This is a genomic window from Shewanella ulleungensis (genome assembly GCF_014648315.1).
GTDB classification, from domain to species: domain Bacteria; phylum Pseudomonadota; class Gammaproteobacteria; order Enterobacterales; family Shewanellaceae; genus Shewanella; species Shewanella ulleungensis.
Genome location: NZ_BMQW01000003.1, coordinates 138,677 through 151,833 on the forward strand (window position 1 = coordinate 138,677; position 13,157 = coordinate 151,833).

Genomic DNA, 13,157 nt, shown 5'->3' on the forward strand with positions numbered 1-13,157 from the left:
AACGTCTAGGCTGTAAGCAGAGGTAGAATAATGGGCGATAACAAAAATAACGGTGACAGTGGCAAACTGCTGTACTGCTCTTTTTGCGGAAAAAGCCAACATGAAGTCAGAAAGCTAATTGCTGGCCCATCGGTTTATGTGTGTGACGAATGTGTGGATTTGTGCAATGACATCATCCGTGAAGAAATTAAAGAGATTTCTCCTAAGCGCGATGAAGACAAATTACCTACGCCACATGAGTTACGCGAGCATCTTGATGACTATGTTATCGGTCAAGATAAAGCAAAAAAAGTGTTGGCTGTTGCGGTTTATAACCACTACAAGCGGTTACGTAATGGTTCCGTTAAAGGTGGTATTGAACTGGGTAAAAGTAACATTTTGCTCATTGGTCCTACAGGTAGCGGTAAAACATTATTAGCAGAAACACTTGCTCGTTCACTTAATGTACCTTTTGCAATGGCTGATGCAACGACGCTAACTGAAGCGGGTTATGTGGGTGAAGATGTAGAAAACATCATTCAGAAATTACTACAAAAGTGCGACTATGACGTTGAAAAAGCTGAGCGTGGCATTGTCTATATAGATGAAATCGACAAAATTAGTCGTAAGTCTGACAACCCATCAATCACTCGTGACGTATCGGGTGAGGGTGTACAGCAAGCATTGCTTAAGCTAATTGAAGGTACCGTGGCTTCTGTTCCGCCACAAGGCGGCCGTAAACACCCGCAACAAGAGTTTTTGCAGGTAGATACTTCTAAGATCTTATTTATCTGTGGTGGTGCTTTTGCTGGACTTGAAAAAGTGATCGAGCAACGTGCACATACTGGTACAGGCATAGGTTTTGGTGCTGAAGTGAAAGGTGAAGCCGACAAAGCGACTATTTCACAAATTTTAGGTCAAGTTGAACCTGGTGATTTAGTTAAATTCGGTTTAATTCCTGAATTTATTGGTCGTTTACCCGTCGTTGCAACACTAACAGAGTTAGATGAAGCTGCACTAGTACAGATTTTATCTGAGCCTAAAAACGCATTGACCAAGCAATATGGTGCTTTATTTGAGATGGAAAACGTGGAACTAGAATTCCGCGAAGATGCATTGCAAGCCATTGCTCATAAAGCCATGTCGCGTAAAACCGGTGCCCGTGGATTACGTTCAATTGTTGAAAGCATCTTGCTAGACACTATGTACGATATTCCATCAACGGAAGGCGTAATTAAAGCTGTGATTGATGAGTCTGTGGTTAAAGGCGAGTCAGCACCTATCTTAATTTACGAAAATACCGACACTCAGGCAGCTTCTGGAGAACAATAATTGTTCTAAAAGCTAATAAACTGAAAAATAAGGAGTCCATTGGGCTCCTTTTTTCGTATTGGCCATTGAAACTGACAACATCACCCCAATATACTCAGTATTAAGTCTATTTCATTAAACGGAATCGAGCCATGACCCAAGAGCGTGAAGCGCATATCGAACTCCCCGTATTACCACTGCGAGATGTGGTGGTTTATCCGCATATGGTAATTCCGCTATTCGTAGGACGGGAAAAATCCATTCGTTGCCTAGAATCGGCAATGGAACAAGACAAACAAATTTTACTTGTCGCTCAGCGTGATGCTGATCTTGACGAACCGACTAAAGACGATATTTTTGATATTGGTACTGTAGCCTCTATTTTGCAGCTGCTTAAACTTCCTGACGGCACCGTAAAAGTGCTTGTTGAGGGTGGCCAGCGCGCAAAAATTACTCGCTACACTCAAGAAGAAGAGTTCTTTGCAGCCACTGCCGAATACCTTGAATCGCAAGAATTAAGCGACAAGGAAGAAGAAGTATTGGTTCGAAGTGCTATTGGTCAGTTTGAAGGTTACATCAAGTTAAATAAAAAAATCCCACCTGAAGTATTAACTTCATTGTCGGGTATTGATGAAGCCGCGCGTTTAGCCGATACCATGGCAGCGCATATGCCGTTAAAGCTTGAAGACAAGCAATCGGTATTAGAAATGATCAACGTCGGCGAACGTCTTGAATATTTAATGGCGATGATGGAATCGGAGATCGACTTGTTACAAGTTGAGAAACGTATTCGTACTCGTGTTAAAAAACAAATGGAAAAAAGTCAGCGCGAATACTATTTGAACGAGCAAATGAAAGCTATTCAAAAAGAATTAGGTGACATTGACGAAAGCCACGACGAATTTGAAGTACTCGCGCGTAAAATTGAAGAAGCGGGCATGCCTGCGGATGCAAAAGAAAAGGCCAGTGCAGAATTAAACAAACTTAAAATGATGTCACCGATGTCAGCAGAAGCCACAGTTGTTCGTAGCTATGTTGATTGGATGACGTCTGTGCCTTGGAAACAACGCTCTAAAATTAAGCGTGATTTAGCCAAAGCACAAGAAGTGCTCGACATGGATCACCATGGCCTTGAAAAAGTGAAAGAGCGTATTCTTGAGTATCTAGCGGTGCAAAGCCGCGTTAAACAACTTAAAGGCCCAATCTTGTGCCTGGTCGGGCCTCCAGGTGTTGGTAAAACCTCACTGGGTCAATCAATTGCAAAAGCAACTGGTCGTAAGTATGTGCGCGTAGCATTAGGTGGCGTGCGTGACGAAGCAGAGATTCGTGGCCATCGCCGTACTTATATTGGTTCAATGCCAGGTAAAGTCATTCAAAAAATGGCTAAAGTGGGCGTAAAAAACCCATTATTCTTACTCGATGAAATCGATAAGATGAGCTCTGACATGCGTGGCGATCCGTCATCTGCATTATTAGAAGTGCTCGATCCTGAACAAAACGCGACCTTTAACGACCACTATCTTGAAGTTGATTATGACTTGTCAGATGTCATGTTCGTGGCAACATCTAACTCAATGGATATCCCAGGTCCATTACTTGACCGTATGGAAGTGATTCGTTTAGCGGGTTATACCGAAGATGAAAAGCTTAACATTGCTAAGCAACATTTGTTGCCAAAGCAAGTTGAGCGTAATGGTCTAAAAGCTAAAGAAATCAAGGTTGATGACAGTGCTATTTTAGGCATCATTCGTTACTACACTCGTGAAGCTGGCGTACGTTCACTTGAGCGCGAATTATCAAAAATATGCCGTAAAGTTGTTAAACAAATCTTGTTAGACAAAACTGTCAAAGTGGTTGAAGTTAATCAAGATAACCTTAAATCATTCTTAGGTGTGCAGCGTTTTGATTTTGGTAAAGCAGAGTCGAGTAACCAAATTGGCCAGGTAACCGGCCTAGCTTGGACTCAGGTTGGCGGTGATTTATTAACAATCGAAGCCACCTCGGTAGCGGGTAAAGGCAAGTTAACTTATACCGGTTCACTCGGTGATGTCATGAAAGAGTCGATTCAAGCGGCGATGACAGTAGTACGTGCTCGTGCTGAAAACCTCGGTATTAATGGCGACTTTTATGAAAAACGTGATATTCATGTGCACGTCCCTGAAGGTGCAACACCAAAAGACGGTCCTTCAGCCGGTGCTGCAATGTGTACTGCTTTAGTGTCTAGCTTAACCGGTAACCCAGTGCGTAGTGATGTTGCTATGACAGGTGAAATCACCTTGCGTGGTGAAGTGTTACCGATTGGTGGATTAAAAGAGAAGTTACTTGCTGCACATCGCGGTGGGATTAAACACGTGTTGATCCCTAAAGAAAATGAGCGCGATTTGGAAGAAATTCCAGCAAATGTGATTGCTGATTTAATCATTCATCCTGTGCGTTGGGTTGACGAAGTTTTAAAATTGGCGCTTGAGCGACCAGTTGAAGGCTTTGAAGTGGTTAAAAAATAGCTTATCAGTTAAAAAATTGCTGTAGAGCATGAAAAAAGTGAAAAAAGGGGCTTAACAAAACGCTGACCTGTGGTAGCCTAGGTCTGTGGAGAGTCAGACGCACCAAGCCCTTGGGGCATCTGACTTTGAGCTGTATCCAATTTTATTTTTTTGGTTTTCATACTAAGTTTGATGTGTTATCAAACTTATTACAATAAAGCCTCCGCAGACCGCTCTAAACACGGATTTGGTTGCGGCGCGACAATAACATTCAAGGGGATGACATGAACAAATCTGAACTAATCGAGAAAATCGCATCTGGTGCTGATATTTCTAAAGCTGCTGCTGGCCGCGCACTAGACTCATTTATCGCTGCGGTAACTGAAGGTCTTAAAGAAGGCGATAAGATTTCTCTAGTTGGTTTTGGTACATTTGAAGTACGTCAACGTGCTGAACGTACTGGCCGTAACCCACAAACGGGTAAAGAAATTAAAATTGCTGCTGCGAACATTCCTGCGTTCAAAGCTGGCAAAGCGCTAAAAGACGCTGTTAACTAAATCGTTAGCAACGTAGCCTTTGTAAGGCATTCGTAATACAAGCACTGCTTAGGCGGTGCTTTTTACGAAAAGCAATATCGTTATGTATAGCATAATGAATATTGGGAGTATTGGGTCATACCCGTGGTAGCGTCTGATAACTCCATATAATTTACATTAAGGCGCATCCACAAGGTGATGCGCCTTTTTATTTTATTAATCGCAACAAGCGAGAATTCAGATGTTAGAAAAAATCCGTGAAGGATCACAAGGGGTTGTTGCTAAAACAATTCTTGTGCTTGTGATACTTTCTTTTGCTTTTGCCGGTGTCAGCAGCTATTTAGGCTCTAACACAGGTGTACCTGCTGCAATCGTTAATGGTGAAGAAGTTAGCGCCAGCGAACTTGAAAATGCATTCCAAAATGAACGCTCGCGCATTGAGCAACAGTTGGGTGAAATGTTTAATGCATTAGCCGCTGATGACAACTACATGAATGGCATAAAGCAGGGTGTATTAGACCGTTTAGTCGCTGATAAATTGATTGATCAAGCTGCTAATAAATTAGGTTTACGTGTATCTGACGAGCAAATCAAAAAAGCCATTATTGAAGAACCTGCATTTCAAACTGATGGGAAATTTGATAATGACCGATACCTAGCGGTATTACGTCAACTCGGATATCAAACGACCAGTTTCAGAACCATGATGCGTGTTGACATGACTCGTCGTCAGCTATTAAATGCACTTGTTGGTAGTGAGTTTGTATTAGACGGTGAAGCTAAACAGCTTGCACAAGTTCAAGGTCAAACACGCGATATACGCTATTTAGTGGTTGATTCTACGCCTTTCTTATCGACGGTTTCAGTGTCTGACGAAGAGGCTCAAACCTATTATGATGCTAACGTCATTCAGTTTATGAGCCCTGAAAAAGTCAGCTTAGAGTATGTTGAACTTAATGCTGCTGATATGGCTCAGAATAGCCAAACTACAGACGAAGAAGTGCAAGCTTATTACGATGAGCATCAATCGCAATATCAAACACCTGAAAAACGTTTAGCTGCACATATATTTGTTGCCGCCACTGACGATGAAAGCGCAGATAAAGCAAAAGCAGACGCGATTGCCGCTAAGCTTAACAATGGTGAAGATTTTGCTGAAGTGGCTAAAGCAGATTCAGACGATCAATTAAGTGCAGAGCAAGGCGGTCAATTAGATTGGTTTGAACAAGGCGTAATGGATCCTGCTTTCGATGAAGCGTTATTTGCCTTACAACAAGGTAAAGTATCACCCGTTGTTAAGAGTGAATTTGGTTATCACATCATTAAGTTACTTGATATTCAAGCAAGCCAGGCAACTTCATTTGCTGACGTAAAAGCAAAAATTGTTGCTCAGTTACAAGAAAAGAAAGCCCTTGATGTGTTTTATGGCTTACAAAGTAAACTTGCTGATACGAGCTATGAAATTCCAGATACGTTAAGCGAAACTGCCCAAGCTGTTGGCGGAAAAGTACAAACTACTGCATTATTTTCTCGTGACAATGTACCTGCACAATTTAATAATCCTGAGTTCATTAAAGCAGCCTTCTCTGATCAAGTGTTAGCCAGCGGTATGAACAGTGATGTGATTGAGTTGGCGCCTAACCATGTGGTTGTTATTCGTATGAAGCAACACTCTATGGCTGGCACTATGCCTTTCGCAGATGTTAAAGCTGGAATTAGTGATCGCTTAAAACAAGATAAAGCTAATGAAACCGCCCGTGAAAAAGCGGCCGAATTTATGGCTCAGTTAAAAGCAGGTAATGACACCTTAAGCGGTGCGACATTAACGGCATTGCCTAAGCTAGGTCGTTTTAATCAAGATATTGATCAAGCTATTACTGATAAAGCATTTAAGATTGCAGCACCTGCAGCAAACAGTGTCACGATTGATACTGCTGCATTAGCCACAGGCTATGCGGTGATTGTGGTTGATAAAGTAAATGAGGCTGAAGGCATTAATGACAACTTAATTAATACTCTTAAGCAACGTTTAGCGCCACAATATAGTGAAGCTGATTACCGTGCGGTAATTGCTACACTTAAAGCAGATGCTGAAATTGAATATCCAGTAGTTGAATAATTAAATGACAATGAATTGCGTTAATCTCATTATCGTCTATTCGTTTTAGTCAATTAAATTAGTGAAATAGAAAAGACCTAGGCATACTGTCTAGGTCTTTTTTTTTTAGGCCATTAAGGAAAACAAGTGAGCCATAAACTCGATCAAGCATTTGAAAAAGCACTCGCCTATATCGATTCTAATATTGCAGCGCCACTGAATATTGATAACCTCGCAAGGATTGCTGATCTGCCAGCGTGTCATTTTCAACACTTGTTTTACTCGCTATACCGTTTGTCGATAGAAGAATACGTCGAGTTACTTAAAAGTTTGCAGGCAGCCCATCAATTGGGGTTTGGTGAACAAATTTCACTTGAGACTCTCGCGACAAATTTAGGCTATAACAATGAAACTGATTTTGTTGACTCGTTCACCCATAGTATTGGTCAAAGCCCACAGTCATTCAGACAAGCGCCCGATTGGAATAATTTCTTTTCCAAACAACAACCGCTTAAATCGTTTGAGTCACCTCAAGATGGAATGCTCACTGCAAATGTTGAGATAGTGTCAATGGATAGCTTAACGCTGGCTAGCGTTACGCACAATGGCCCTGCCAAGGCAATTCCTAAGACGATCGAGCGTTTTATTCAATGGCGTCAACAGAACGAAGTGGGGCCTAACGTTGGTCGAACATTTAATCTCGTGCACAGTCTGCCACAGACGCAGCCATATCATATCGATATTGGCGTCGAGCTTGATGAAGCAACGCAATCTAGGTTGGCGTCTACGGGTTTAACACAAGAGGGTATTGAGACTAAAATTATTGTTGCAGGTCGTTATGCAAAGCTATCGGTAACAACCGATAAGCAAAATAGCAATATCAATGCGCTGTTGCATGCTGGAGTTGATTACCTTTACCGTATTTGGTTAAACGAGCAGTTATATTCATTACGCAATAGCCCATTGATGTTTGAACGCCTTAACGTTGGCCAAGTTGTTGAGCCCGGCACCGAACTGCAACAATCAGTCGATATCTTCCTTCCTTTGCAATAGCTTTTGTTTTTTTAATCAATGAGCCGTCATTGATGATTGGCGGCTATTTAGGGACGAATTCTTTATTGATTGATCATGCGCATTAACTCGGCACAAATCCACACCATGTAATTGGCCCAAGCATAGCCAAATACCGATAACATCACCGCAACGGGAGCTAAGTGGCGGTTAAACGCCATAGCCACAATTGGCGATGATGCCGCGCCGCCAATGCAACATTGGCTGCTAATGGCCATATACGCTAATGGCGCTTTTATGATTAATCCTGCAATCAAAATCAGTAATGCGTGAAAGCCAAGCCAGACAAAGCCAATGGCAAAATAAATTGGAAAGTCATTAATCATGGTTAAGTCCATTTTTAATCCCATCGTAGCGATTAACAAGTACAGTAAAGCTGTCGAGATTTTCGAGGCTCCCTGGCGTTCTAGTCGGCGTACTTTGGTGTATGACAACGCAATACTGACACTGGTGACAATGATAACAATCCAAAAAAAGTGCGATGTGAAACTTAGCTTTTCTGATTGAGGATAGTGCTGACTAAAAAATGGCACTAATAGATCTGCCCCCAGGTGTGCAAAGCCTGTGACCCCAAATGCCACTGCGAAAATAGCCATATAGCTGGACAGACTAGGTAATGGTAACTTAATTTTAGACTGTGTTTTGTCTCGTAAATTAATGCTCTCAACCAGTGTGTTTATGCCATTATTGTCGGCTTTGAGTTTGCTATCAATGGCATTAGCGTGATTGGCACAAAAGAGTAAAAATGACATCCAAAGCGCTGAAAACACCACGTTCACAGAAATCATGATGGCAAACATATTGTCATCAACAGCGTAGACTTCTTTCATGGCCAGTTGATTAGCTGTACCGCCTATCCAATTACCCGCAAGGGTTGCCATGCCTCGCCAAGCCGCAGCGCTTCCCTCCCAGTTAATTAGTTCTGGTGACAAGAGTGAGAAAATATAGAGTGATAAAGGTCCTCCTAGAATAATGCCGATACTGCCAACTAAAAACAGCACTATTATCTTCGGTCCAAGCATTAGCATAGACTTAATGTCCACGCTAATAATTAGCAATGTGAGACAAGATGGCATGATATAGCGTGAGGCAACATGGTTTAATTGGCTTTGAGTGGTATCGATAATATCAAATGTGTTAAACAATGAGGGCGCGATATAGCACACCACCATAACAGGCATAAAATGGTAGAACTTTTTCCAAAATGGATGAGGGTGTTCACTGGTATAAAAAATGAGTCCCAGTGTGGCAGCCAATAAACCAAGAATGACAGGGTCTTGATTTATCATTGAACAGTTTTTGGTAAGCTAAAGTCTAAAAACTCACGTGTAAGGCGCGTTAGTGGTTCATCATTACGATAAATTGCCCAGTAATGGCGTGAGTAATCCCAATGGTTTAATTCAAGTTCAACTAACTCACCGCGAACAATCTCTTCCTCAACCGCTAAAAGTGGCAGAACACTGACGCCAAAACCTGTACCCAAGGCTCGTTTTATTGCTCCCATCGTGTTCATTGATAACTCTTGAAAGATGGTAATGTTGGCGCTTTTGAGTAATTGAGTATTTCTAAATCGAGAAACCGAAATGGTCTCATCCATCACCCAAAGTTGCTGGGACAATAATTCACTGGTAATGACTTCTGTAACGAGCGGGTTATCACATCCTGTGACAATACATAGCCTGTCTTTAAGCCAAGGTTCATGAGATAGGTTTTTAAGCCCAGGTTTTGCGTCCACAAAGCCTAAATCTAATTCTTTTTCAGCAACCATTTGCTCAATACAAAGGCTATTATTTATGACTAATTTAATATCAACGGAAGGGTGCTGCATTTTAAATAAAGGGATTTTTCGAGACAATACGTAATTGCCTGCAGTTTTGCTGCAACCGACTTTAATGCTGCCTCTAATATTATTGCCTTGAGCAAATACATGCTCTAACTCCATGCTTTTTGACAGCATTTCATTGGCGTAAGGTAGTATAACTGCACCATTGTCATTAATGGTCAGTCCCGTACTGCTTCGTTCAAATAAACGACTACCTAGTGAATCTTCTAAGTCTCTTAATGCCATGCTAACGGCTGGAACTGACATGTGCAGTTCTTTGGCTGCTTTAGAAATTTGCCCACAGTGATGTATGGCTTTAAAAATAGATAATTGTTTTAATGTGATTCGCATAAGCATATCGGTAAAGGTTGTTAGATGAATTATACCTTGCCTTAGCGAATGCCTGCGTACAAGGGACTATCAAAATGTTAAAAATGTTAACAAGAGCAAAGTTCTTAATATTTAGTGATAAAGCCAAGTTAGCTGAAACGACAATCTAACTTGGCTTGGATGATTTGCAAATGAATGATCTCTAAAAGCGAGCTCAGGTTAAAAGTTAAATCGTACCCCAACGCTGGCAATGTTATCGTCTACTAGATCGATTACCGTGCCTGAATTCGCGATTTGATATTCACCATCATACATCGCATAGTGCGCTTGCAGCATGGTTGATTTTGATAATTGATATCTAGCACCAAATATCAACGAGGTCACTTCAACATCGGTTGCTTGGTTGAAATCAGCGCTCGATGCAACTGCTGAGTTATACTTGATGAACTTACCAAAACCGGCTTCGTCTTGACCGTATTCAACTTTTAAATCAATACCATTTAAATCGTAAGTCACCGTGAAAAAGTATGAGTTACCTTCTTTTTGGTCGAATGTTTGGCTTTCGGTGTTTTGGAATAATCCGCCTACTTTAAAGTCACCTAATTTAACCTGTCCAACAGCACGATAAGCATCAACCCCTCCAATCGTGTTATAAGCTCCCGCGACATAGTAATGGGTGCTTTTCAATTTTTTATCACCAGCCACAACACTTAATGCATATTGCGTTTCATCGCTGTCTTCGAAGTTATCATCAACGAGGTACGTTCCATTTACTGTAAATAAACCTGCAATGGTAGGAGAGTAATATGTAATACCATCCGCTTTTCTGTCTTGACCGGCAATCATGCGGTTATAAGCTGCGTTGGTTAAATCAAATGCTTCGACATCACCTTTAGATGATTTCATCACAGTATCATTGCGGCCAATTAATACAGTACCGGCATTGGATGCTACACCTAAGTAGGTACTTCTTGCGCTGAATACCTCTTCGTCACCCTCATTTGTCGCGCTATTTACCTGTACTTCCATTTGGTAAACCAGTTGCAAGTCATCATTGATTTTTTCACTGCCTTTTACACCCACACGACTCAAGTTGTTTTCAAGTACGGTGCCTTCTTTTCTATTTTGGGTGGTGAATCCGTGATCTGAATTCGTCATCGATATATCTAAACGACCATAAGCGGTAGGTGAGTCGGCCAATGTGTTGGCAGACATTAATGATAAGGCAGATAGTAACGCCATAGAAAGTAAGCTTTTATTTGTGTTCATAGTCATCTCTTCTCATTAGTTAATGTTATTTGTATGAGTTGGCTTTCGCATCGAGTTGAAAGCATGGGTGAATGCTAAAGATTTACGAATAGGTGAACATGAACGTGGGTCACAGCCCGTTAGATTACTGAGCATTTTAAGAAAGTCTGAACAGGGTTTCACAAAAACTTAACCAAAGACCAAATATGACATGTGTCTAAGTTTCGATATCTCTTTATGAGTAATCTTGCCGTCAACAAAGCAAGTCAATAACCAATAAGAAAAGGAAATGAACAATGAAACTAAAATACTTAGTCTCAGCGATGGCAGTGATGATGCTATCTTCTGGTACAGCGGTAGCCAAGACGAATGACCTGGCGTCTTTTCACGCCGAAATGGACAGCTGCCAGTCTTGTCATACCAAACCAATTAACGTAAGCGACAGTGAAACTCATGAAAATGCGCAATGTAAATCATGTCATGGAGATTACGCAGAACTGGCTAACGACAAGCTACAGTTTGATCCACACAATTCACACTTAGGTGATATTAACTGTACTAGTTGCCACAAAGGCCATGAAGAACCTAAATTCTACTGTAATGAATGTCATTCATTTGATAACAAACCAATGCCTTTTGCTGATGCTAAAAAGAAACAACCTTGGGATACAGGTTGGGATCAGGACAAAATTCAAAAAGCGATTGCTGCTGGCCCACGTGAATCAACAGGCGTACTCGTAGTGGGTGCCGGTAGTGCAGGTTTTAACGCATCACTTACAGCTAAAAAAGCTGGCGCTGATGTTATTTTGGTAGAGAAAGCGCCCTTTAGTGGTGGTAACTCTATGATTTCAGCTGGTGGCATAAATGCTGTAGGTACTAAACAGCAAAAAGATCATGGTGTAGATGACAGCGTTGAATGGTTTATCGAAGATGCGATGAAAGGCGGTCGTCAACATAATGATAAAAAACTCGTGACTATTCTTGCCGAAAAATCTGCTGAAGGCGTGGAATGGTTAGAGTCTTTAGGTGCTAACTTAGACGATCTAAAACGTTCTGGTGGTGCTCGAGTTGACCGTACTCATCGTCCACATGGCGGCAAAAGTTCTGGTCCTGAAATTATTGATACCTTACGAGCAGCAACTAAAGCTCAAGGCATTGATACTCGCTTAAATTCACGCGTTGTTAAGTTAGTGGTTAATGATGATCACACTGTTGTCGGTGCGGTTGTACACGGCAAGCACACTGGATATTACATGATTAGTGCTAAATCAGTGGTGTTAGCAACTGGTGGTTACGGTATGAATAAAGAAATGATTGCTTATTACCGTCCAACAATGAAAGACATGACCAGTTCTAACAATATTACCGCAACAGGTGATGGTGTGTTACTGGCAAAAGAAATCGGTGCCAGCATGACCGATATCGATTGGGTTCAAGCGCATCCAACCGTTGGTAAAGATAGCCGTATTCTGATTTCAGAGACTGTGCGTGGTGTCGGTGCTGTTATGGTAAACAAAGATGGTAATCGCTTTATTAGTGAGTTAACTACCCGTGACAAAGCTTCAGATGCCATTTTAAAACAACCTGAACAGTTTGCTTGGCTTATTTTTGATAACCAGTTATACGCAAAAGCCAAAATGGTCCGTGGTTATGATCACCTAAACATGCTTTATAAGGGTGATAGCATTGAAAAATTAGCTGAAAAAACCGGAATGAAAGCAGCCGATTTAGCTAAAACAGTCAGTGATTACAATGGTTATGTCGCTTCAGGTAAAGACACTGCGTTTGGTCGTGATGATATGCCACTAAACATGACACAAAGCCCTTACTATGCCGTTAAAGTCGCGCCTGGTATTCACCACACTATGGGTGGTGTCGCGGTAAATACAACCGCATCAGTTCTTGATCTTCAAAGTAAGCCTATTGTTGGTCTATTTGCTGCTGGTGAAGTGACTGGTGGGGTGCATGGTTATAACCGCTTAGGTGGTAACGCAATAGCCGATACTGTAGTCTTTGGTCGAATTGCAGGAGAAAATGCCGCTAAATATGCGCTAGATAACAAATAGATTTACTTCATCTTATTACCCCCTTGCGTTACTTTGGGTTAAGCCATCTGGCTTAACCCTTTTTTATGTCTAATATGGAATGAATATAAACCTTTGGTGTAGCGACTCGCATCATTGTTTGTTGATCTTGACGATGGGCAGAATATACAAAGCAGGGAATGGTATTAACGTGAGTTTAATGGTTCTTTTAAATACAAAAAAGCCGCAATGCGT

Annotated in this window: 9 protein-coding genes; 6 read left to right on the top strand and 3 right to left on the bottom strand. The window is 41.4% G+C overall.

What is annotated here, in order from left to right; all coding sequences use genetic code 11:
- Positions 1-30: 30 nt before the first annotated feature.
- The 5 genes from clpX to IEY40_RS07410 all read left to right on the top strand — a co-directional run bounded on the left by clpX (position 31) and on the right by IEY40_RS07410 (position 7,460).
- Positions 31-1,311, top strand: a complete 1,281-nt coding sequence (gene clpX, locus IEY40_RS07390) for an ATP-dependent protease ATP-binding subunit ClpX (protein ID WP_188954794.1) — start codon at positions 31-33, stop codon at positions 1,309-1,311.
- 131 nt (positions 1,312-1,442) lie between these two features.
- Positions 1,443-3,794, top strand: a complete 2,352-nt coding sequence (lon, locus tag IEY40_RS07395; protein WP_188954796.1) for an endopeptidase La — start codon at positions 1,443-1,445, stop codon at positions 3,792-3,794.
- A gap of 263 nt (positions 3,795-4,057) precedes the next feature.
- Positions 4,058-4,330: a nucleoid-associated protein HU-beta gene (hupB, locus tag IEY40_RS07400; protein ID WP_160053351.1), complete on the top strand. Its 273-nt coding sequence runs from the start codon at positions 4,058-4,060 to the stop codon at positions 4,328-4,330.
- Between the two features lie 220 nt (positions 4,331-4,550).
- Complete coding sequence (locus IEY40_RS07405; RefSeq protein ID WP_188954798.1) at positions 4,551-6,428, top strand: SurA N-terminal domain-containing protein; 1,878 nt, start codon at positions 4,551-4,553, stop codon at positions 6,426-6,428.
- Between the two features lie 126 nt (positions 6,429-6,554).
- Positions 6,555-7,460, top strand: a complete 906-nt coding sequence (locus tag IEY40_RS07410; protein WP_188954800.1) for an AraC family transcriptional regulator — start codon at positions 6,555-6,557, stop codon at positions 7,458-7,460.
- Between the two features lie 62 nt (positions 7,461-7,522).
- Here the strand turns inward: IEY40_RS07410 and IEY40_RS07415 are convergent, their stop codons facing one another.
- The 3 genes from IEY40_RS07415 to IEY40_RS07425 all read right to left on the bottom strand — a co-directional run bounded on the left by IEY40_RS07415 (position 7,523) and on the right by IEY40_RS07425 (position 10,905).
- The gene (locus IEY40_RS07415; protein WP_188954802.1) at positions 7,523-8,767 is read right to left on the bottom strand and encodes a DUF819 family protein; all 1,245 of its coding nucleotides are present in this window, start codon (positions 8,765-8,767) and stop codon (positions 7,523-7,525) included.
- A complete protein-coding gene (locus tag IEY40_RS07420; RefSeq protein WP_308424500.1) occupies positions 8,764-9,657 on the bottom strand; it encodes a LysR family transcriptional regulator in 894 nt (297 codons plus the stop codon). The genes IEY40_RS07415 and IEY40_RS07420 overlap by 4 nt, the downstream gene beginning before the upstream one ends.
- Before the next feature lie 192 nt (positions 9,658-9,849).
- Positions 9,850-10,905, bottom strand: coding sequence for a porin (locus IEY40_RS07425; protein WP_188954806.1), 1,056 nt, complete (start codon positions 10,903-10,905; stop codon positions 9,850-9,852).
- A 269-nt stretch (positions 10,906-11,174) separates the two neighbouring features.
- On the opposite strand from IEY40_RS07425, the gene IEY40_RS07430 reads away from it, so the two are divergent.
- Positions 11,175-12,944, top strand: coding sequence for a flavocytochrome c (locus IEY40_RS07430; RefSeq protein ID WP_188954808.1), 1,770 nt, complete (start codon positions 11,175-11,177; stop codon positions 12,942-12,944).
- Positions 12,945-13,157 lie beyond the last annotated feature (213 nt).